Origin of the sequence: Enterocloster alcoholdehydrogenati, from assembly GCF_013282095.1 — a bacterium.
GTDB classification, from domain to species: Bacteria; Bacillota; Clostridia; order Lachnospirales; family Lachnospiraceae; genus Enterocloster; species Enterocloster alcoholdehydrogenati.
In genome coordinates, this window is record NZ_BLTJ01000005.1 from 251,130 (window position 1) to 272,829 (window position 21,700).

Genomic DNA, 21,700 nt, shown 5'->3' on the forward strand with positions numbered 1-21,700 from the left:
ATTGGATTTGTCTTACATTCATTTGTGATGGTTCTATCATACATGAAAGTCCTGGTTTAATCCATATTGTAAATCCACAAACTTCAATTTTTGTATTTAGCTAAATTGTATATTCAACAAAAAAAATGTCCGATCTGTCAATTTATCCCAGAAGATTCCGTTAAATTTTTGTTTATTATGTTATCCGGTTTTCTTTTTCTATAAAGCCTTCTCCAAAAACTTCACGAGCGTCGCTGACGATGAAAAATGCCTGAGGATCAAACTCCCTTACAATGGCCTTAATCTCCACAATCTCCTTGCGGGAAACCACGCAGAACAGAAGATTTTTCTCTTCCATGGAGTACATTCCTCTGGCCCCGATGCTGGTAACTCCCCTCTCCAGCCGCTCCATCACCGCCCGGGCAATTCCCTTATCCTGCTTTGAAATGATCCAGGCCACTTTTGAAAATTTCATTCCTTCAATCAGGCTGTCCGTCACCTTTGCCAGACAGAAAATGGAAAGAAGGGCATAGAGAGAGGGCCTGATGCCGAATACGCACACGCCTGCCGCCACTATAATCCAATCCAGCACCTGCATGATCTGAGCCGAAGAATAGTGACGCAGCCACCCCCGCATCAGCACTGCCAGCATATCCGTGCCGCCGGTAGTGCAGCCTCCTGCAAACACAAGCCCTGTTCCCAGACCGCTTATCAGCCCTCCAAACAGCGCCGACAGGATCATATCATCCTTTATCAGATTAAATTCAGGAAGAATGTAAAGGGCTGCTGACAGCAAGGCCGTTGAATACAGCGTCCTGCCTATAAACTTCCATCCCATCATACGAAACGCAGCCAAAAACAGCGGGATATTAAAAACCGTGTTGGTCAGCCACAGGGGGATATCCCACAATTCCTTCAGGATAATAGCCGCACCGGATACGCCCCCCGTAACCATGTTTACCGGATCAAAAATATTTTTAATGGCAAAGGCAATTAAAAATGTGCCTGCCGTGATGGCAATATACTCCCCGATCTGCCTCTTTTTTCCTGTCACTTCGTCTCCTCCTGTCCGCCCGGACACAGACCGTTCCATGTCCTTTCTGTAAGAAAAAGAGCAGCCCATCAACTGGAACTGCCCTGTGATCTCCACCATGTACCGCGAACCTTCGCAAGCTATGTATCACTCTCTGTACCTTATGGCAATACAGCCCGCTATATCCGCTCGATGGTCTTTTCCGTAATCCGTATCTTTCCTTCCTTTAAGAGACGGCCTACCGCCCTCTTAAAGGCATTTTTACTCATATTAAACTCCCGTAAGATGGTCTCAGGCCGCGCTTTGTCGTTAAATGGAAGAACGCCGTCAAACTCATCGATGGCCTGTAAGACAGCCTCCGCATCCGCCCCCATCTGAACATAAGCCTTTTCCCTCACGCACAGGTCAAGCTTTCCGTCCTCGCGAACCCGCATAACTCTGGCCTTTACCGGATCTCCCTCTCTGAAACGGCCATACATCTCGCTTTTAGGGATCAGGCCGTAATATTTGTTGTCCACTGCCACAAAGGCTCCGATGGCCTCATTGATCTCGTAAATAGTCCCTTCCACCCAGTCCTCTGCCTTGTAGGGAGACTCGCTGCTCATATGAGAATACACCTTCATCGTCGCTGCCAGACGGTGACTCTTGTCTACGTAAAGACACACCAGGCACTTCTCTCCCCGCCTTACCGGATGCGTCTGCTCTTTAAACGGAAGAAGGAGATCCTTTTCCAGTCCCATATCCAGAAATGCTCCGATCTTCCCTACCTCTTTTACCTCCAGAATCGCCGTCTCCCCTACCTGAAGTTTCGGCATTCCGGTGGTGGCAATGAGACGGTCGGAAGAGTCCTTATATATAAAGACGCTTATCCGGTCCCCAATCCTGGCCCCTTCAGGCACTTTTTTCTTCGGAAGAAGGACTGCCGCCTCATCTCCCGCCTTCTCACTTAAGTATACACCGAACTCCTTTGTTCTTACGATCTCAAGTTCCTGTACTTTTCCTAATTCGATCATTCGTCATACTCCTCTTTTTACTGCCCTGCAAATACCACACGCCTGCACTGCCCATTCCTATCCCTGAAGCCATACAGCGGCAAATAGCTCGCCTGTTTCATTTACCAGGGCCACAGTCCACTGGCCGGAACCGGAACAGCTGATCCTTGGGATCACTGTATCTCCCAAAAGCGCCGCCCTTTTATAGTCCGCCCGGATCTCCCGGATCCTAAGTCCCGGAGGGAGAGCGTCTTTGGCGATCTCTACATACTGAGCATTGTTCACATGATGGTTGGTGTCCAGATGGTGGCGGCCGATGATCACAGCCGAAGCTGTGTCATATTCCTCAGGAATCCTGATCTTTTTCGGCACCTCTCCCAGATCCAGGGGCGGCTCCGGCTCCCCGTAGGGCAGCATATCCTCCGGCTGTATCCTGGCAGGCATATTTTTCTCAGTGTCATAGAGAAACCACAAAGACAGCGCCCGCACCAGCGGCTGCTGCGCCTGGTCTAAAAGGACGAAGTTCCGGTATCCGTATATCCCCCTGGTACCGCAGTGCCAGGTTCCCACGGCGATCTCTTCTCCCAGTCTGGGGTAACGGTCAATGAGGATCCGCCAGCTGGATAAAAGCCATGCCCTGTTTCTTCCTGTGAGAAAATCCACGCCGGCATGGCGATCCTCGGACTGAAACGTACTGCAGTCCTGCATATAATTGATAATCCCCGGCACACTCAGACGTCCTGTCTCATCCGTCTCGCTGTACCGGATCCTGCTGTTAAACTGATACATAGCTGTCTCTTTCTCCTGGTTCTTTCCCATTTTCATAGTATACCACATTACGCAGCGGTGATACAAGCTGTGGATGAAAAAAGGGATTCTGTAAAACAAAAAACCTCCAAATGCTTCTGCATCTGAAGGCTCTTAAACTGGGCTACAAGGATTCGAACCTTGAAATGACGGAGTCAGAGTCCGTTGCCTTACCATTTGGCGATAGCCCACTATTGAATTGTATACAGGATATGTAAAATATCCTTAAGCTGGGCTACAAGGATTCGAACCTTGAAATGACGGAGTCAGAGTCCGTTGCCTTACCATTTGGCGATAGCCCATTAGTTCAGTCAGATGCCATATTCACAACTGCGAAAACAATTATACACAGTATGACGAATTTCGTCAAGCACTTTTTATAAAAACTGAAACGTTTCTAAGCTGGGCTACAAGGATTCGAACCTTGAAATGACGGAGTCAGAGTCCGTTGCCTTACCATTTGGCGATAGCCCATTAATGCAACGTCATGTATTATACCTCAGCCATAAGACTCCGTCAAGTATTTTTTTGAGTTTTTACCACGTTTCCATCCGTGTCATGGCTTTTGTCCGGACTCTGCCCATCGCCTTTGTCTTTCTCTATATTGCCCGCATTTGTCCAAGAAGCGCCGCCGGTTCTTTTGACCGCATCAGAAATTCTCCTACTAAAACTGCATCCGCCCCTGCATTTTTAAGTTTGTTTACATCCTCCAAAGAAGCCACGCCAGACTCTGCCACAAAGATCTTATCTGAGGGTATTCGCTCCCTTAACCGTGCCGCGTTGGAAATATCCACGGTAAAATCCTTTAAATTTCGGTTATTTACCCCTATTACCCTTGCTCCGGCCTTCAGGGCCGACTTAATCTCCTCCTCATTATGAGTCTCCACCAGAGCTGTAATCCCCAGCCGGTCACAGACGGCAAGATAGCTTTGGAGCCTTCTGGTGTCTAAAAGCGTGCAGATCAGCAGCACTGCGTCGGCCCCCATAAGAAAAGCCTGATAAATCTGATAATCATCCACAGTAAAATCCTTACGGAGCATGGGAATACGGATAGCAGTACGGATTTCCCCGAAAATTTCATCCGATCCCATAAACCATCTGGGTTCTGTCAGGCAGGACACCGCATCTGCGCCTCCCGATTCATAAGACTGTGCGATCTTTATATATGGAAACGCTGCATCAATCACCCCTTTGGAGGGTGAAGCCTTCTTAATCTCGCAGATCAGGGAAAGCCCTCCTTTTTTTAAGGCATTTTCAAATCGGAATGTCCCTGTCTGCCGGGAAAGAGCCCTGGATATAAGCTCCTCCTTTGAAGCTCTTTGCATATCCCTTTTTACACGCTCTGCGGCATACTCTGCCAGTTCATTTAAGATTGTCTGGTTCATTTAAGCTCCTCCTTCGATTTTTCCTGCCGCCGGTTTGCCTTCCGGCTTACCCGGCCGCCCGGTTCACCGCTGCCTTCATGGCTCTTACATACTCCTGAATATAGGGCGTGCTGCCTCTTCCATGTTCCGCCGTCAGCTTCACAATGGCGCTTCCTACGATGGCTCCATCTGCCAGAGCCCCCATCTGCCCGGCCTGCTCTGGTGTTGAAATTCCAAATCCCATCGCACAGGGCGTATCCGTCACAGCACGGATCTGCCGTATAACCGTTTCAAGATCCGTGGTAATCTCATTTCTCATTCCGGTCACTCCCAGAGATGAGACCACATAGATAAAGCCTTTGGCCTCTTTTGCTATTTTCTGGATCCGCTGTCTGGAGGTGGGCGCCACCATGGAGATCAGATCCAGACCATATGCTTTGCAAAGAGGCTCAAATTCTTCTTTTTCCTCAAAGGGCACATCCGGCAGGATCAGACCATCAATGCCGATCCGCGCCGCCTCACGTATAAAAGCCTCAGAACCATAGGAAAATACCACATTGGCATAGGTCATAAATACCAGAGGAACCATTACATTTTTTCTCAGCCGTTCCACCATTCCAAATATCCGATCCGTAGTCGCTCCTTGTTCCAGCGCTCTGGCGCTGGCCGCCTGGATCACCGGCCCCTCAGCCGTAGGATCTGAAAACGGGATCCCAAGCTCAATCATGTCCGCTCCTGCCTCTGCCATGGCCTTTACCAGTCTCTCCGTTGTCTCCAGATCCGGATCCCCGCAGGTAATAAATGGAATAAATGCCTTTCCCCCTGCAAATGCATTTTTTATCTTACTCATAAATATCCTCCCCTCTGTATCTTGCAATAGCCGCGCAGTCCTTATCGCCTCTTCCTGAAATATTTACTACAAGAATCTGATCCCTTCCCATCTGAGGTGCCAGTTTTCTGGCATATGCCACTGCATGGGCTGACTCAATGGCAGGTATGATGCCCTCGGTTCGGGCCAGATATTCAAAACCAGCCACCGCCTCGTCATCGGTCACGGCCACATATTCCGCCCGGCCCTGGTCATGGAGCATGGCGTGCTCCGGCCCAATGCCCGGATAATCCAAACCTGCGGAAATGGAATAAACAGGAGCGATCTGTCCATAGGAATCCTGGCAGAAATAAGACTTCATTCCATGAAAGATGCCAAGGCGCCCCACAGCAATAGTAGCCGCTGTCTTAGGCGTATCTGCGCCCCGGCCCGCTGCCTCACAGCCAATCAGGCGCACCGATGGATCGTCAATAAAATGATAGAATGCGCCGATGGCATTGGAGCCGCCGCCTACGCAGGCCAGGACGGCATCGGGGAGACGGCCTTCTTTTCGGGCCAGCTGCTCCTTAATCTCCTTTGAAATCACCGCCTGAAAATCTCTTACAATCGTCGGAAACGGATGAGGCCCCATAACAGAACCCAGGCAGTAATGTGTATCGCTTATCCTTCGAGTCCACTCTCTAAAGCAGGCAGAGCAGGCATCCTTTAAGGTTCCGGTTCCTTCTGTTACCGGAATCACCTCAGCCCCCAGCAGGCGCATCCTGTATACATTTAGAGCCTGACGAATGGTATCCTCCTTTCCCATATAGACCACACATTCCATTCCCATCAGGGCTGCCGCCGTAGCAGTGGCCACCCCATGCTGGCCGGCTCCCGTCTCTGCGATCAGGCGTGTCTTTCCCATTCTCTTTGCAAGAAGGGCCTGACCCAGGACATTATTGATCTTGTGCGCTCCCGTGTGATTTAAGTCCTCGCGCTTTAAATAGATTTTAGCCCCCTTCAGATCCTCTGTCATCTTCTCTGCAAAATAGAGACGGCTTGGGCGGCCTGCATAATCATTTAAAAGCTCCGTCAGTTCTTTCTGAAAACCGGGGTCATTTTTATAATGCTCATATGCCTCCTCCAGCTCTGTCACTGCATTCATAAGGGTTTCGGGGATGTACTGTCCTCCATGGATTCCAAAGCGTCCTCTTTTTTCTGCCATATCATTTACCTCCTCAATTGTCAGAACGTTCTCACTTTTTGTTCCATAAAACCTGCGTCTGCCGCCCGCCGGCCCTTTCCTGCCGCCCGACGATTTAGGGAATACACGGCAACAAAAAGTCCCTGATGATAGAATATCATCAGGGACGGAATAAACCGCGGTGCCACCTCTGTTCACAAAAAATGTGCGCTCTGCATAGTACAATCATACTATCGGCTGCTAACGTAAGCCTCACGTCGCAGAATACTCAGATCTCTCCTTTGACTGCGCCCTCAACGGTCCATTTGACAATCTGGGGTCTGCCTGTTTCTCATCATCACAGGCTCTCTGTGAGGCCATAACTGCCGTTATCTCCGTTTCAACGGTTTCGCTGATTAAGTTAGTAAAAATATAGCACTCTCATTTTTATCTGTCAAGCATCTTTTTCTGCATTCCGCAAAATTTTCTGCAATTTCCTCATAGAGCGGTTATATTTTGACAGTTCTGTTGCCAGAGGAAGGTTCATGGCCCTGGCCACCTCCCGATGCTTTAAGCCTGCCGCAACATAAAGCAGTACGATCTGGCGATCCTCCTCCCTTAAGGCATCCAGTGCATCCAGAAGAACCCTGCGGTCTGCAGCCTGCTCTAACACAAGTGAAACCTGCCCCTCTTCTCTTTTCTCCTGTTCCATTCCCTCTAAATCCGTCTCCCGTTTTCGCTGCCTAAAGCGCATATAGCACAGATGTCTTGCAATGGTAAACACCCAGGCCAGAGGCTTTCCCTGGTTTTCATAAGACGACGCACTGTCCCAGACTGCCAAAAAGGTGTCCTGCATCAGATCCTCCGCTTCATGGGGATCTTTTGTAAGGGACAGGATAAAGCTGTACACCGGCCCGGCCGCCTCCTGATAAAAAAGGCGGAAGGCCTCTCTGTCTCCTTCCGCTATGTTTTGTATCCATTCTTCCTGAATCAAGTTTATTCCCCCTTGCGGAGATCAGCTCTTTTTCCGGGGCTGTTTCCCGTCCTTTAAGACTCTGACAGATAGCTGTTTTCTACTGTGATCGCACAGCGGCAGTCCGGGTCTCTTCTGCGCATCTCATTGCTGATCCTTGCTTTCAGTTTTCCCACTGCGCTGCCTTTATATTCCCTTGGAACCACCAGATCAAAAATAAGACATACATTCTTATCCTTTCCTACCATACGAAAATCATGAAAATTCAGCCGCACATCCACATCAAACAATACTTTTTCCAATATTTTCCTGTAAGTATTCAGCCGCTCATTATCCGTTTCCACCGGATCCATGTGGATCACCAAAAGCAGTCCCATTTTTCGGGCCGCCTCACGCTCGATCCTGTCTACAATGGCATGAGATACAGCGATATCGGTGCTGGCTGATACTTCCGCATGGATGGAAGCCATGCTTTTGGAGGGGCCGTAATTATGGACGATCAGATCATGGGTACCAAGAATACCGTCAAAGCTCTCCACAAAGTTTGATATATCCTTATATACCTCCGGCGGGATCGCCTCTCCAATCAGGGGAGCCAGCGTGTCCTTTGCAATGCTGTAGCCTGCAAAAAGAACGGCTAACGACACTAAAAGTCCGGTAATTCCATCAATATTAAGTCCCCAGATTCCAAATATTACCAGAGAAAGCATCGCAGCTCCCGTGGTGATCACATCTCCCATGGCATCGGCTGCCGTAGCCAGCATTACCTTGGAGTTGATCCGCTTTCCCAGCTTACGGTTAAATGCCGACAGCCAGAATTTCACACCAATGGACAGGAGCAGGATAATGACAGAAATCCATTTAAACGTCATGTCCTCAGGATGAAGGATCTTTCCCACTGAGGACTTAAACAGTGAAAATCCCACCTGGATCACAAGAAATGCCACGATAAAAGCGGAGATATACTCAATACGTCCATGGCCGAAGGGATGATCGTCATCCGCAGGCTTTCCCGCCATCCTTACGCCGATAAAGCCGATGATGGAAGAAGCCGCATCCGATAAATTATTAAACGCATCTGCCATAACGGAGACGCTATTGACCAGAAGGCCAATAAAAAGCTTGGCTGCAAAAAGAAGGATATTGCAGCAGATTCCAACCATACTGGCCAGAACGCCGTATGAGGTCCGCACCTCCTCTTTTTCCGTCTGCTCATACTGTTTCACAAAATGTTTCACCAGAAATTCCGTCATATTTCCTCACCATATTCTACCTTCTCCAGAAAAAGCCCCTGAGCCGGAGCCGTAAATCCCGCCGCCTGACGGTCTTTGGCCTCTAAAATCTCCCTCATCTCATCCGGGCGTTTCTTTCCTGAACCAACCTCAATCAACGTTCCGGTCAAAATACGCACCATCTGCTGCAAAAAGCCGTTTCCCGTGTAACGGATATGAAGCCCCGTATCTCCTGTAGGTTCAAAGCCAATAGACTCAATGGTGCGGACTGTGGATTTTTTCATGCGGCTGTTGCCGCAGAAGCTTTTAAAATCATGGGTGCCCGTAAGGCAGACAGCCGCCTCTTCCATTTTCACAAGATCCAGAGGCTGACCAAGGCCGTAATAGTATCCTCTCTGAAATACGTCCTTTTTCGCCCCCATCTCGATCTGATAACGGTAGGTCTTTCTCAACGCGCTTAAACGGCTGTGAAAACGTTCCGGTACGGTTTCACATGAAAGAACTGCTATATCCTCCGGAAGATAGGCGTTAACATATTCTCTGATCTGCCGGCTTCTATCCTCATAAGGATCCTTCTGCTTTAAGTGGAAATTAGCCGTCTGTCCCTCTGCATGAACCCCTGCATCCGTACGTCCGGAGCCAAAAACCTCCACCTTCTCCCCCGACATCCGAGTCAGGATCTGCTCTAATTTTCCCTGAATCGTCCGATCTGTATTTCCCTGTCTCTGCCAACCGTTGTACCGTGTGCCATCATAGGCCAGGATCACCTTATAATTCATCTGCGTTGTCCTTTCTTATCCTTTCCTGTCCAGGATACCGCTTTGCTTTACCATTTTCTCCCACTGGCCGAACGTCCTGGGAATATCCTCTGTCTGCGGGATATTGGGCGCGTACATCTGCCTCACTGTTCATACAGAGAAAACAGGCGGGACCGTCCATTACGGTATCCCGCCTATTATAGTACAAAAGCCTGGCTATTACAACTTTATTTTAAGAGGGCGCTCTCCAGATCCCCGATCATCAGATCCAGGGCGCGGATGCCGCCTTCTGCAGTATACCAAACTGCCGGATGTGCCAGATAAACGATATTTCCATTCTTGTAGGCATCCGTTCCCATCACCAGCTCATTCTCCATAATGTCTTTGGCCAGCTTTGCTCCCTCGGTTCCAATGGCCGCATCACGGTCCAGTACGAAAATATAATCCGGCGCCTTTTCCACTACAAACTCAAAGGAAGCCCCATTTCCATGGGTAGACGTATCAATATTGGCATCTACCCCAATATTTTCAAAACCAGCTTCCCGGCCAATCAGGGAGCAGCGGCCGTCATTTCCAAGTACGTTAAAGCCTCCGCTGGTGCACATTCCTATAATCGCCGTCTTACCCTTTGAAAATTCGGAAAGCGCAGCCAGGCGGGCATCAAACCCCTCCATCAGGCCGTCTACCTTATCCTCCAGTCCGAACATAGACGCAATGATACCTGCATTTTTACGCACACTCTCCACTGTACCCAGTTCTGTATCCGTAGACAGATAGACTACCGGAGCAATCTCACTTAAAGCGTCATAGGATTTTGCCAGACGGCCCCCGATAAAGATTACATCCGGCTCGCTGGCCATCACGGCCTCCATGTCAGCCTCTTTGATGGTGCCAAGAGCCGCTACCTTTTCATTGTCTACATATTTTTTCAGATAATCCAGAGAAGTATCTGAAACGCCCACTACCCGGCTCTCCAGCCCCAGCTGATCCAGAATATCCAGAGCTGCCATATCCATCACGGCAACCCGCTCAGGATCATAGGGAACCTCCAGATCTATCTCTTCCTTGTTTGCATTTAAGGTTTTTACTGTAACTGTGGTTCGATCTGCGGCTGTTTCTGTGGTTTTTTCGTTTTCTGCGTCAGCCGACGCGTCGGCTGTTTCTTTCGCCTCCGTCTCCTGTGCGGCTGCGTTTCCTGCCGTCTGATCCGCCGTTTTTACCCCTGTGCCGGAGCAGGCTGAAAGCCCCATTGCTGCAGCTGCAATTACAGTCAATAATCGTATGTTTCTCATGAAAAATCCTCCTGATGTTTATGTTCGCTTATAAATAAATTCTCTTATTCTCAATACCAGATCGACAGAGGCTTTCCCTCAATTTCCATAATTTCAAAATCCACCCGGTACAGCTTTGAGAGGGTTTCCTTTGTAATGACCTCCTCTACCGTTCCGAATTTAGCCACCTTTCCGTCTGCAAAGGCGCAGATATAATCAGAATAGAAAGCTGCGTAATTGATCTCATGCAATACCAGCACCACTGTTTTTCCCAGCTCGTCGCAGAGACGGCGAACCATTTTCATCATATTGGTAGCATGATAGATGTCCAGATTGTTGGTGGGTTCGTCTAACAGGATATATTCCGTATCCTGCGCAATGACCATGGCAATGTAGGCTCTCTGGCGCTGTCCGCCGGACAGCTCATCCACAAACCGTTCCTTAAATTCCTCCAGTTCCATATATGAAATGGCCCGGTTAATAATATCCCTGTCCTCAGCCGTCAAACGACCTCCGGAATAAGGAAACCGGCCAAAAGCCACCAGTTCTTCCACTGTCAGCTTCATCTGGATATTGTTGCTCTGTGTCAGGATCGCCAGCCGTCTGGACAATTCCCTGCTTTTCCAGCTTCCGATATCCCTGTTTTCAAATTCCACGCGGCCGCTGTCTCTTTGGATCAGCCGCGAAATTATTCCCATTACAGTCGATTTGCCCGCACCGTTAGGACCGATAAAGGAAGTAACCCTTCCCTTTGGAAGTTCAAAGCTGACAGAATCCACAACCGTCTTTTCGTCGTATTTTTTGATCAGTTCTCTGATACGCATAAGCTTACGCCCTCCTCCTTTCCGTCAGCAGCAGATACAGGAAATAAATGCCGCCAAAAAATGTAATAAATACGCTCACAGGCACCGTATACGTAAATACCCGTTCTACAATCAGCTGGCCGCCTACCAGAATGATCATTCCAAAAAACACGGATCCTAAAATCAGCTGGCTGTGGCGATAGGTCTTTAAAAGCTGGCGTGAAAGATTTGCCAGAATCAGCCCCAGAAAGGAAACCGGCCCTACCATGGCTGTCGCCACTGCGATAAACAGGGTCACTCCCAAAAGCAGGCGGCGGATGCACCTGTCATAATCCACTCCCAGATTGATCGCCTGATCCTTTCCCAGGGTGATCACATCCAGGAGCGCCAGTTCCTTTCGTAAAATGAATACCACAGCCGCCAGCACAACCAGAGAGATCACCATGATCTCAGAATTTACATTGCTGAAACTTGCGACCAGATCTGCCAGCAAACTGTCATACTCATTTGGATCCATAACCCGGGTCAGTGTAGACTGCACACTTCCAAAAAAAGAATTGAGCACCGTACCAATCAACAGCACATAAAGCACATTATGACCCGTTTTCTGAAACAGGGTGCTGTAGATCACGGTAGCAACCACTCCCATGATCACCAGGTCCACGCCAAAGGCCGCATTTGCATTGACCGCCAGTATACTGCCAGAACCTGCCACAAACACCACTGCCGTGTGAATCAGCATATAGAGGGAATTCATTCCCAGCAGACAAGGCGTAACAATGGTATTATTGATAATGGACTGAAACACAATAGATGCACCGCCGATGGCAAAAGCGGTAATCAGCATGGCAATCAGCTTGGGGGTTCGGATACGCATAGCATATAAAAACAGTTTCTGATTGCCAAAATTCACATTTACCAGCATATAAAGAATCGCCGCTCCCAGAGCAAGCGCAGCCATCAGTATAAGCCGGTACCGGTTTCGGAGGTAATTCTTCGGCTTCACTGCTCTTTCCCTCCCTTTTGTTCTTTTGCGCCATGTTTCGGAAATTGAATCCTCTTAAAGCTGAATGTAAGGGATCTTCGTCCGTATTTCAGCCTGTAAAATACAATGGCTATGAAAATAAGGCTGCCGATGATACCCACAATCAGTTCAATGGGCAGCTCATAGGGCGCGATCACACTCCGTCCGATCATATCGCAGACCAGTACGAAAACCGCGCCAAAAAGCGCTGTATCTGCCAACGTTCCCCGTATCCTGTCTCCCTTGATCATAGCGATCACATTTGGAACGATCAGGCCAATATAGGAAATAGAACCGACTACCACTACAATAGATGCCGTTATCATGGCCGCGATGGTCAGTCCCATAAACAGAATCAGATTATAGGGAACACCCAGATTTTTTGAAAAATCACGTCCCATTCCCACAATATTAAAATGATTGGCAAAGATAAATGCCAGAACCACCAACGGAACCGTCAGATAGACGATCTCATACCTTCCTCTTAAGACCATGGAAAAATGCCCCACCAGCCAGGATGACAGAGCCTGTGTCATCTCGTATTTATAAGCAAGATAGCTGGTAACACCGGAAATCACATTGCTGAACATGATACCTACCAGGGGAACCATCACCGCATCCTTAAATTGTATCCGCTGTATGAACCAGACAAAGATCCAGGTGCCCGTTACAGCTGCTGCAAAGGCAAACAGCGCCCGCCCCCATAGGGTGGATCCAGGCATAAACAGCAGAGCCAGAAGAATACCAAACTGAGCGGATGAAATAGTCGCTCCTGTTGTGGGAGACACAAATTTATTCATACAGAGCTGCTGCATAATCAGCCCCGCTACACTCATCCCTACTCCAGTACATAGGATCGCCAGCAGACGAGGCAGGCGGGAAATCAGAAAAATTTCCAGCTGCTCCATATTTCCTGCCGCCAGAGAAGCTGGCGTAAGGTCGATTACACCTATAAACAGTGAGGCTGCTGACAAAACCACCAGGGTAACTGCCAGGATAATCGTTAACATCCTGCTTTTAATAATAATACCTCTCTTTCTCTCCTTTTATTAGTCATTACTAACTATAGAGTAAAATAAAATGTGTATCCGCTGCTGACTTTCACAGAGCCCGCAGTCGATGCACATTGCTCTGATTAGGATATACTAACTTTTCCATTTTGTCAAGCATATTTTGTATAGCATTTGTTTGCTCCATCCCCCGGATAGAGATCGTGACAGGGACCGTATATGAAAATATAGTATCCTGTCATTGCCGCCCCACTGCCATTTCACGCACAGACATATGAAAAATTCACAGATGCTGCCGTTTTTCTTCACAGAGATGTAAAACAGCATCTTTTATTAGCCCGTTAAAAATTGTAAGGAGCTGAGACCAGCATGAATAAACACACAACTGATACAGAAACACTTAATTCAATCGACCTGCAGACCATATTGAAAGAAGCCCTTGACGCTGGTATACTGGATTTGAGTACAGAAAAACTGCACAAATATATCAGAATGAGAAAACAGCAGAAAAAAGATCAGGAGCTTTTAAAGCAGCACATTGAAAAATTTTACCCTATCTGGCAAAACAATAAGGGCGTATATTTGTCCTATCTCCCCGCCGCTGACAAGCCAAAAGGACACAGGATATTATGACAGGGATTTTCTTTTTGTTCATGGCGGAAAGCTCATATCCCCAAGGGCGATTGATACCAGAATCCGGAAATATTGTGAGCATATGAATATTAACTGCAAAAGTACCCACAAAGTCCGCAAGTCTTATATTTCTGCTTTATTAGACGCGGGAATCAATATCAATGAAGTCCGCAAACAGGAAGGGCATGAGGATGAGCGAACAACGCTCCACAATTACTGTTTTAACAGGCGTGAACGGCTTGAAAACGAAGCCGATATGGAAAAAGCGTTAGCCGGATAATAAATAGAGTAAAGAGCAAAAAACAGCGGAAAGCCCGTAAAACCAAGCTTTCCGCTGTAAATAAAAAAAGCGCGAGACGGGATTCGAACTCTACCACCGTCAAAAACGTTAATAAAATCAAGGAGGAATGCACACTGTCTACTGCGTGTCTACATACTGTCTACAACTTAGATAATAGGAAAAAAGCAGTCAAGGGGTCTGCGAAGCAGATACATCTCGCCCCTTTACTGCTTTTAATGTGTTTATCCTAAAACCCAATAATTAACTTAGGCTGGATTAAAGCATATGCTTTCAATCCAGCCTTGTTTACGACCAGAATCTCCAGCCACACCCGGTAATCCACCTTGACTTGGAACCAAGCTACCTAGATCGCCATCAATTGGTTCAATACTTCCACTATCACCACCACCGTTCGACCCTGGCCTAACACCAGCAGCATATGCTGTTGCTGGAATTAACATAGCGATGACTAATAAAACCATAAATAATGCTTTTAAATATACATTACTCTTTTTGTTCTTTAAAATCACCTATAGACCTCCATTTATTTTGTTGCAATAAAATAACGACTACTTACAATCCAAATAGTCGTTACTTCATTTGCTATTCAATTTACTTAATATAATCTCCGTATCTGCAACCATCATCATTAAACTCATTTGCATTTACAGATACTGCATATTTACCATTATCCATACGATAGAAGCCAACTCCAAATTCATATACATCTTCAAGGCCCATTAACCCATTCCAATGGCCAACTGATGATTTATACTTTCTTATTGCATCCTCAGCAGAAACTACATTCTTTACAATGTACTCATTAGTGTATTCGTTCCATTCAATGTAGTCATTGTCCTCTGGAACATCGTGCGCAAAATAATCTACAATCTGCATAGAACGAATGTTTGCATAATACTCTGCATCTCCACCAGTCAGCTCAAGATCTTCATAACCTCTTTCTGCTCTATACTCATTTAACAGTTCTACGAACTTCTCTGCTTCTTCGTGATCCCATCTTTCTGGATCATCTACTGCAAGATCTTTTACATCAACTTCGTCATCATCTTCTGCTGCTTCGTAAGAATCAGACTTGTCTTTGCTGCTTGACTTGCTAGAGCTGTCATCATCGTCGCTTGTCCAAACTGTTGACTTTTTATTGTTATTTACCTTGATTGTTGTAGCCATAACAACACCATCTTTTACCCATGCACCGTCCTCATTTACAGTATAACCGTCTGGAGTTGTTGTGTTTGTAAGTAGCCAACCGTTGTTGTCAAAGTAGTAGCACTCGGAAATTCCGTCATTGTTTCCATCAAGCCAGTACCAGCCATTTGACGCATAGGTACTATCTTCATTGTCATACCACCAACGAGTTGCATTTTCACCTGCACCAGTCTGCCAAGCTGCATAAGAAGATACTGGCTGTGCGAATGTTAAAGCTGCTGCTAATCCCATAAGTGTAAAAGTTTTAATATTTTTCATCATAATAATTTCCTCCTCTTTATATAGAAACACTTTTTATAGTATAACTCGTAATAGTATATTCCACAATCGTACGTTTGTCAATTTAAAACATCTTTTTGGCAATGCAATATCCTCTCTTTTTTTGTTAAATTGCTATAATAGTGGAGGTGTACTATGATTGGAGAAAAAATCAAACAACTAAGAGAACGAAATAATCTTACACAAACAGCTCTAGCTAAAAAATTGAATATTACCAGAAGCTCTGTAAATGCTTGGGAAATGGGTATTTCTATTCCCTCCACCAGCCTAATCGTGGAATTAGCAAAACTATTTCATGTCTCCACCGATTATTTATTAGGGCTAAATGAAACGTCAACTCTGGATATTTCTTTCCTAAATGATAAAGAAATTCTCATGCTATCAGAATTGATTCAGTATTTTAAATCTTTGAAATAATACTTTCTAAAATAGGCTAGATTATTAACAAACAGTTATAATCTAACCTATTTTTATACCAAGAAAATCATTCTACTTTATTTGTTTGTGCATTGTTATTTTTATTTTCTCACCAATGGCTTCTTTTGTTAGGGAACCATTTGGAACATATCCAAGCTGAACATCCATATATTTTCCCCCTATCAATGGTAAATAATTATGAAGTCCCAGAGGAATAGTACCATCTGGCCGAAGCATAGAGGGAACTTCCTCTGCATTAAAAAAGAGCTTTGATAATTTAAAATTGATAAAATCTATAACCTCTTGAAGCAAGAGATAATAATCATTTTTAGGCACAAGAACCCATTTATTTTCATTAACATTTAAAAACAGGTGAATTTCATTATTCTTCAACCGTCTTCTAACAACCTCTAGATCTGACAGGCCTGCATCTGATGTGTCTGTATTTAATGCTTCTATAAATAACTTTGTATTTTCAGGAAATGTTATATTATAATCAGATTCTTTCATTTCCAACTCTGCATAGCCAAGTGCAATCAACATTTTATGAAAACTTTCAAAAATATCTTTCTTCTTTTGTTCATCTCGCTTCTTATCAATTTCTGTCCGATAATCATCGATCCCTGCCAGATATTCTTTTCTAATCCCAAACAGCTCCGAAAAAATTTTCAGATCATCGTCTCGAAGTTTTTTATCACCACTTTTAAAACGAGAAATATATTCTCTTGGGAATTCTTTATCTTTTACATAGCTTTCTAATATTTTTTCCACCGAAATATTTCCCTTTGCTTTTTTTAATCTCTCCCATTCTTCACGAAATCTCTCTGATGAAAGCTGAACATTCACTTCCATTTGCAATACGCCTCCTTTTCTGATTGTATTTATATTATAATCGGCGAGTCACATTTTGTCAATTTATGATATTTAATATTACATTTTATTCTTTTATACGTCAAAATATTCCATTACAACCAATCACTGTGACGATTTGTGTCATGTACTTTCGACTGTAATATAGTATAATATAACTAGCAAATGGCCATTGCGAAAAATATATAAAGTTTTTTTGTTTCACTATATCAATTTCAGAAAGGAATTTAATAACAATGAAGAAAATTATGTTGACTGAAAATCAAGTATTCCCTAAAGGAGCATACTTAGCCGAAGTCAAAGAGCGGCACATAATCAAAAACGGCACTTGGACTCCAGATGTAGAAGGCTGGAATTACATCGTCGCATCAAGAGCCGGCTTCGATAAGATCACCGTCAAAACTAATGACAAAGTGCCAAAAATCACGCCTGAACAGCTGGAAGCTTCTGAAAAAGATATTTCCGTCACGTTTAAGGGCTTTGTTGGAAAAATTTATACTATCAACGGAAAAGTAGGTATTTCCGCCACAGCTGAGGAGGTGATTCTCCAATGATAAGACGCTTGATAGAAAATATACAAGATGCATACCTTGCCGGTGATTGGAAAACTTTTGCAAAGTACTGTCTTATTCTTGTTCCGCCAATTATCATTGTCATCATCGGGGCTGCATTACTCGTCAATTTTATCATGAAAAATTTTGATGCGTTCATGATTGCTACAGCAGCTATTATTGCCGTTGTTGGATTTTCCACACAAAGCAAGTCTGTCGAAAAAAAAGCTGAAACACCTGCCAATAAGAACGCAGGAAATAACATTCTCTTTTTTAATAAGATTCTATTGAGAAATATTTTTCTTATTTTTAAAGAAAATCATCGAGTATTCCACGTGATCCCACCGACCACATTCGGAGATTTAAAGGATGATTTAGGCTCTCAATACGAACCTTCGAAAGGCTGTAGCGTTTACCGTTTCAAGATTATGTCAGACGGTGCAGCTCTGGAAGAAAATCTGTTTTATGAAATATTAACCTCCAAACTGGAAGCGAGGCTTGCTGACGGAAGCATGAACCTTGGACGTGCTACGGTCGAATATCACAACCGATTGTACCCCAGGATATTTGTGGATGAGGTAATATTGGTTTCGGGTGCATGGCATATTTCTCTTGTTATTGTAGATACACCAGAAGCTGCTAACTACATTGATACAAAAGAAAATACCGCCTATATGTATCATAATGCACAACAGCTAAAGGTATTTGATGATGATTTCTAAAACAGAAATTCCCTTTTGTCTTGATGAAGAGTATTTTCAACTTGGTATCATGAAATACTTAAACTTTTCTGACTTTAGGGTTCAGGGACAAAGATGCCTTGTTTGTGGGCCTAGCGGAAGTGGTAAGACGGTGCTTACCGCTTCCCTTCTGGGGAAATTAAGTCTATATATACCTGATATTTGTATATACATTGTGGATTATAAGGGAATGGATTATACCTATTGTGAGGAAATGGCAAATTATTATGCTGTAGATCATGCTCTTACCGGATTTAATGCATTCTTTGAATTGTTTGAAAACCGCTTGTACAAGAGAGTACCATCCAATCACTTCGTACTGCTCATGGTGGACGAACTTCCTTCGCTCTTAATGTCTCTTTCCAAGAAAGAACAGGAAGAAATCAAAGGTAAACTTGCCCGTATGCTAAATCTATCAAGAAGTTTTCGAATCCACCTTTGTTTTGCACTACAGCGTCCCTCCGCAGACGTTCTATTAGGACGGGAAAATTTTAACCATCGCTTTCTAATGGGTTCTATGGCTAATAACAAAGAGAGTGTTGCCATGATAGCTAATGAATACAAGGACACTATTGAACCTTGTCCTGTGGGTGTCGGTTATTATATATCGGATATTCAGATAAAGAAAATCCGTTCTGTACTTCCCAGAAATACACAAAAATTACATAAAGTTATATGTGAAGCTGTAAACAGGAGGCCGTCAGGCGGTGCGGAGCAATAGCCTAGAGGCCTCTGGGAGTGCCCTGCTTGCAGGGTGCTCCTTTAACTTGATTAACAGGTGACATTATGCCATGATAAAAAGAAATAAAATTGAAATACCAAAGTATATTGATAGTGGACGCCCTGTCTGTTTAAAGTCAATGGGGAATATTAAGCAAATAACCATTTCTGACAGACAAAATACAGGTGCCACTATCAAACCAATATCAAAAAAAGAATATATGGTTGTCTCCACTGGAGAAATAAAAAAAATTACCCATCATGCACATGACCGGACAGAAAACCTGCGAAATCTCGAAAAGACCATGCGAAATCTTCGGGATTTAATCAACACAAATGTAACCCCACAGAATATTAAGCGAATTCGTTTTATCACTTTAACATATCGCGAAAATATGCAAGATGCGAAAATGTTATATACAGATTATCGTGATTTTAATAAGCGATTACAGCGATACATTAAAAATAAATACGATATGTCCTATGAATACATTGTTTGTGTAGAGGCTCAGGGAAGAGGTGCTTTCCATCTCCATATGATAGCGATTTTTCCCAAAATCCCTCCATTCATTGAAAACGAAACACTTGCAAAAATATGGGGGCATGGCTTTGTTAGTATTAAAGCATTGGATAGTAACATTGATAATATAGGGGCTTATCTGACTGCGTATCTATCGGACTTGGATATTGAAAGTGGTATACCACTAACTCGTGATTTGCTGCAAGGTGAACTCCGGACAGTACAAACAGAACAAGGAGATAGCAAGCACATTATCAAAGGTAGCCGTTTAAAACTTTTACCGCCAGGATTAAATATCTACCGATGTAGCCGCGGAATCAAGAAACCCACCATAGAAAAGATGAGTTATGGAGAGGCGATAGAAACGTTATCTAAGACTAATTATCAAAAAGTACATGAATCCGCTGTTAAAATCGTAGATTCAGAGCGTGATTTTTCCAGTACCTACATAAGCCAAATTTACAAGCAACATATTAACCCTACTTGGTGTAATGGTTCAACAAAAAATACATAAACAACATATACAATCAAACATATATAAACGAAAAATACAAACACAAAAAACAACTATATAATATAAAAATATATATCTATCTAAATATCTAAACTTCAAAAATTACCCAGAAAAATGATTCAGAAAAAATTTATGAATCATACACCACCGTTATGATACAGGTGGACTATGAAACATATGACAAATAAGGATTTTGTTATCTTGAAAGAAGCATTTGACTGCGGTATAATCAACACAGACAGTGTGCTTGATATACTTATGTCTACAAAAAGAGAACAAATCCGAAAAATACATACTTATGCTATCACACCGCCAGCAAAAGAGGGCGGACGGTGGCAGACCTGCTATAAAGGAGCAGACGGAAAACGAAAAAATATCAAGGCACAAACGGAAGAGGAATTGCTGGACAAGCTGATTCCGCTTTACTTCCAAAATTCGCACATTGACAAACTGACTTTTTACGAACTGTATGAGGAATGGCTAGAATACAAACAGACGGTAACAAACAGCCCTAACACCATTAAACGGCATAAACAGCATTATAAAAAATATTTTGAACCATCCGCCCTGCACAATAAAAAAATCCGGCAGGTGAATGAGTTATTGCTGGAAACGGAATGCAATCGCATTGTTAAGGAGTTTCGGCTCCCACGCAAAGAATGGTGCAACATCAAAACGATCTTGAATGGTATGTTTGAATATGCTGTCAGAAAAAAGTATCTCACAGAGAACCCCATGGACAAGGTTCAAATCCTTGTCAAATTTAAACAGGTGGTTAGAAAGACGGGAAAGACGGAAACTTATAATTCTGATGAACTGAAAGACTTAAACCAGTATCTTGACCGTATGTATACAGAAACCGGCGATACTGCTTTTCTGGCTGTGAAATTAAATTTCCTGCTTGGCCTGCGTGTCGGTGAACTGGTAGCCCTTAAATGGGAAGATTACTGCAATAGCAACCATCTGCATATTGTTCGTGAGGAAGTCAGAAATCAGGTTACAAACCAATATGATGTAGTGGAGCATACAAAGACAAACCGTGACAGGTTCGTGGTTCTGGTTCCGAAAGCAATCAATATTCTGCAAAGAATTGAGCGTACCGGCGATTACATTTTTATGAGGGACGGGAAACGGCTGACATCAAGGCAAATCGCCTACGTACTGGAAAAATATGCGGAACGTCAGGGACTGTCTACAAAGTCCACCCACAAAATGAGAAAGACGTTCGCCAGCAACCTAAATGCCAGCGGCGTGCCGTTAGACTGTATACGGGAACTGCTGGGACACAGCAACTTGAATACCACCCTTGGATATATCTACAATCCATTGACGGAGAAAGAAACCTATGACCTCATATCTAAGGCTTTGTAAGCTGTCTACAGCCTGTAAGACACACAAAAACAGCGGAAACCTTTGAAACGAAAGGCTTCCGCTAAAATAAAATAGAGCGCGAGACGGGATTCGAACCCGCGGCCCCCACCTTGGCAAGGTGGTGCTCCACCACTGAGCCACTCGCGCATTTAATCTATCTCACACATACCTTCAAAACCACATATTGAACTGCCAAGCCACAACAACTCTCTCTTGCTCCTATACCGTCTGGTTAAGCCCTCGACCGATTAGTATCAGTCAGCTCCGTACATTGCTGCACTTCCACCTCTGACCTATCTACCTCGTCGTCTTCAAGGGGTCTTACTCTTGCGATGGGATAT

The 21,700-nt window shown here is 44.6% G+C and carries 24 protein-coding genes, 4 tRNA genes and 1 rRNA gene; 8 read left to right on the forward strand and 21 right to left on the reverse strand.

The window, feature by feature from the left end:
- Window positions 1–175: 175 nt before the first annotated feature.
- The 16 genes from HW447_RS07865 to HW447_RS07940 all read right to left on the reverse strand — a co-directional run bounded on the left by HW447_RS07865 (window position 176) and on the right by HW447_RS07940 (window position 13,237).
- Window positions 176–1,033 carry a YitT family protein gene (locus HW447_RS07865; RefSeq protein ID WP_243176240.1) on the reverse strand — a complete coding sequence of 286 codons (858 nt, stop codon included), beginning with the start codon at window positions 1,031–1,033 and terminating at the stop codon, window positions 176–178.
- Between the two features lie 158 nt (window positions 1,034–1,191).
- Complete coding sequence (locus HW447_RS07870; protein WP_176254765.1) at window positions 1,192–2,025, reverse strand: CvfB family protein; 834 nt, start codon at window positions 2,023–2,025, stop codon at window positions 1,192–1,194.
- 57 nt (window positions 2,026–2,082) lie between these two features.
- On the reverse strand, window positions 2,083–2,793 hold the full coding sequence (locus HW447_RS07875; protein WP_176254797.1) for an acyl-[acyl-carrier-protein] thioesterase: 711 nt from the start codon (window positions 2,791–2,793) through the stop codon (window positions 2,083–2,085).
- 137 nt (window positions 2,794–2,930) lie between these two features.
- Window positions 2,931–3,002, reverse strand: a tRNA-Gln gene (locus tag HW447_RS07880).
- A 39-nt stretch (window positions 3,003–3,041) separates the two neighbouring features.
- Window positions 3,042–3,113, reverse strand: a tRNA-Gln gene (locus HW447_RS07885).
- A gap of 100 nt (window positions 3,114–3,213) precedes the next feature.
- Window positions 3,214–3,285: transfer RNA gene (locus tag HW447_RS07890), tRNA-Gln, on the reverse strand.
- A 125-nt stretch (window positions 3,286–3,410) separates the two neighbouring features.
- Window positions 3,411–4,196 (reverse strand): indole-3-glycerol phosphate synthase TrpC, encoded by a 786-nt coding sequence (gene trpC / locus HW447_RS07895; protein ID WP_176254766.1) that lies wholly within the window; start codon window positions 4,194–4,196, stop codon window positions 3,411–3,413.
- 46 nt (window positions 4,197–4,242) lie between these two features.
- Entirely contained in the window at window positions 4,243–5,025 is a 783-nt protein-coding gene (gene trpA / locus HW447_RS07900) for a tryptophan synthase subunit alpha (RefSeq protein WP_176254767.1), read from the reverse strand.
- Window positions 5,018–6,208, reverse strand: coding sequence for a tryptophan synthase subunit beta (trpB, locus tag HW447_RS07905; RefSeq protein WP_176254768.1), 1,191 nt, complete (start codon window positions 6,206–6,208; stop codon window positions 5,018–5,020). Before trpB ends, trpA begins: the two co-directional genes overlap by 8 nt.
- Window positions 6,209–6,620: 412 nt before the next feature.
- The gene (locus HW447_RS07910) at window positions 6,621–7,160 is read right to left on the reverse strand and encodes an RNA polymerase sigma factor (protein ID WP_176254769.1); all 540 of its coding nucleotides are present in this window, start codon (window positions 7,158–7,160) and stop codon (window positions 6,621–6,623) included.
- Window positions 7,161–7,213: 53 nt separating this feature from the next.
- Entirely contained in the window at window positions 7,214–8,392 is a 1,179-nt protein-coding gene (locus HW447_RS07915) for a cation diffusion facilitator family transporter (protein ID WP_176254770.1), read from the reverse strand.
- Window positions 8,389–9,150 (reverse strand): tRNA pseudouridine(38-40) synthase TruA, encoded by a 762-nt coding sequence (gene truA, locus HW447_RS07920; RefSeq protein ID WP_176254771.1) that lies wholly within the window; start codon window positions 9,148–9,150, stop codon window positions 8,389–8,391. Before truA ends, HW447_RS07915 begins: the two co-directional genes overlap by 4 nt.
- 206 nt (window positions 9,151–9,356) lie before the next feature.
- On the reverse strand, window positions 9,357–10,421 hold the full coding sequence (locus HW447_RS07925; RefSeq protein ID WP_176254772.1) for a siderophore ABC transporter substrate-binding protein: 1,065 nt from the start codon (window positions 10,419–10,421) through the stop codon (window positions 9,357–9,359).
- Window positions 10,422–10,471: 50 nt separating this feature from the next.
- Entirely contained in the window at window positions 10,472–11,224 is a 753-nt protein-coding gene (locus HW447_RS07930) for an iron ABC transporter ATP-binding protein (protein WP_176254773.1), read from the reverse strand.
- A 4-nt stretch (window positions 11,225–11,228) separates the two neighbouring features.
- Window positions 11,229–12,164 carry an iron chelate uptake ABC transporter family permease subunit gene (locus HW447_RS07935; RefSeq protein WP_176254798.1) on the reverse strand — a complete coding sequence of 312 codons (936 nt, stop codon included), beginning with the start codon at window positions 12,162–12,164 and terminating at the stop codon, window positions 11,229–11,231.
- Between the two features lie 41 nt (window positions 12,165–12,205).
- Entirely contained in the window at window positions 12,206–13,237 is a 1,032-nt protein-coding gene (locus HW447_RS07940; protein WP_176254774.1) for an ABC transporter permease, read from the reverse strand.
- Between the two features lie 369 nt (window positions 13,238–13,606).
- On the opposite strand from HW447_RS07940, the gene HW447_RS07945 reads away from it, so the two are divergent.
- Together HW447_RS07945 and HW447_RS07950 are read left to right on the forward strand one after the other, a co-directional pair.
- The gene (locus HW447_RS07945; RefSeq protein ID WP_176254590.1) at window positions 13,607–13,870 is read left to right on the forward strand and encodes a hypothetical protein; all 264 of its coding nucleotides are present in this window, start codon (window positions 13,607–13,609) and stop codon (window positions 13,868–13,870) included.
- Window positions 13,776–14,150, forward strand: a complete 375-nt coding sequence (locus HW447_RS07950; RefSeq protein ID WP_176254775.1) for a tyrosine-type recombinase/integrase — start codon at window positions 13,776–13,778, stop codon at window positions 14,148–14,150. The genes HW447_RS07945 and HW447_RS07950 overlap by 95 nt, the downstream gene beginning before the upstream one ends.
- 266 nt (window positions 14,151–14,416) lie before the next feature.
- Here the strand turns inward: HW447_RS07950 and HW447_RS07955 are convergent, their stop codons facing one another.
- Together HW447_RS07955 and HW447_RS17980 are read right to left on the reverse strand one after the other, a co-directional pair.
- Entirely contained in the window at window positions 14,417–14,680 is a 264-nt protein-coding gene (locus HW447_RS07955) for a hypothetical protein (protein ID WP_176254776.1), read from the reverse strand.
- Window positions 14,681–14,762: 82 nt separating this feature from the next.
- Window positions 14,763–15,638, reverse strand: coding sequence for a CAP domain-containing protein (locus HW447_RS17980; RefSeq protein ID WP_243176241.1), 876 nt, complete (start codon window positions 15,636–15,638; stop codon window positions 14,763–14,765).
- A gap of 153 nt (window positions 15,639–15,791) precedes the next feature.
- On the opposite strand from HW447_RS17980, the gene HW447_RS07965 reads away from it, so the two are divergent.
- Window positions 15,792–16,073: a helix-turn-helix transcriptional regulator gene (locus HW447_RS07965; RefSeq protein ID WP_176254777.1), complete on the forward strand. Its 282-nt coding sequence runs from the start codon at window positions 15,792–15,794 to the stop codon at window positions 16,071–16,073.
- Between the two features lie 72 nt (window positions 16,074–16,145).
- Here HW447_RS07965 and HW447_RS07970 read toward each other — a convergent pair whose 3' ends face one another.
- The gene (locus HW447_RS07970; protein ID WP_176254778.1) at window positions 16,146–16,925 is read right to left on the reverse strand and encodes a hypothetical protein; all 780 of its coding nucleotides are present in this window, start codon (window positions 16,923–16,925) and stop codon (window positions 16,146–16,148) included.
- Between the two features lie 254 nt (window positions 16,926–17,179).
- Here HW447_RS07970 and HW447_RS07975 point away from each other — a divergent pair, with 254 nt between their 5' ends.
- The 5 genes from HW447_RS07975 to HW447_RS07995 all read left to right on the forward strand — a co-directional run bounded on the left by HW447_RS07975 (window position 17,180) and on the right by HW447_RS07995 (window position 21,359).
- The gene (locus tag HW447_RS07975; RefSeq protein ID WP_176254779.1) at window positions 17,180–17,497 is read left to right on the forward strand and encodes a hypothetical protein; all 318 of its coding nucleotides are present in this window, start codon (window positions 17,180–17,182) and stop codon (window positions 17,495–17,497) included.
- Window positions 17,494–18,216 (forward strand): hypothetical protein, encoded by a 723-nt coding sequence (locus HW447_RS07980; protein WP_176254780.1) that lies wholly within the window; start codon window positions 17,494–17,496, stop codon window positions 18,214–18,216. The genes HW447_RS07975 and HW447_RS07980 overlap by 4 nt, the downstream gene beginning before the upstream one ends.
- Window positions 18,203–18,955 (forward strand): AAA family ATPase, encoded by a 753-nt coding sequence (locus tag HW447_RS07985; RefSeq protein ID WP_176254781.1) that lies wholly within the window; start codon window positions 18,203–18,205, stop codon window positions 18,953–18,955. Before HW447_RS07980 ends, HW447_RS07985 begins: the two co-directional genes overlap by 14 nt.
- Before the next feature lie 70 nt (window positions 18,956–19,025).
- The gene (locus HW447_RS07990; RefSeq protein WP_176254782.1) at window positions 19,026–19,988 is read left to right on the forward strand and encodes a rolling circle replication-associated protein; all 963 of its coding nucleotides are present in this window, start codon (window positions 19,026–19,028) and stop codon (window positions 19,986–19,988) included.
- Window positions 19,989–20,165: 177 nt separating this feature from the next.
- Window positions 20,166–21,359, forward strand: coding sequence for a tyrosine-type recombinase/integrase (locus HW447_RS07995; RefSeq protein WP_176254783.1), 1,194 nt, complete (start codon window positions 20,166–20,168; stop codon window positions 21,357–21,359).
- Between the two features lie 75 nt (window positions 21,360–21,434).
- Here the strand turns inward: HW447_RS07995 and HW447_RS08000 are convergent.
- Window positions 21,435–21,506 (reverse strand) — tRNA-Gly (locus tag HW447_RS08000).
- Window positions 21,507–21,587: 81 nt separating this feature from the next.
- Window positions 21,588–21,700, reverse strand: a 23S ribosomal RNA gene (locus HW447_RS08005); the annotation flags it as partial.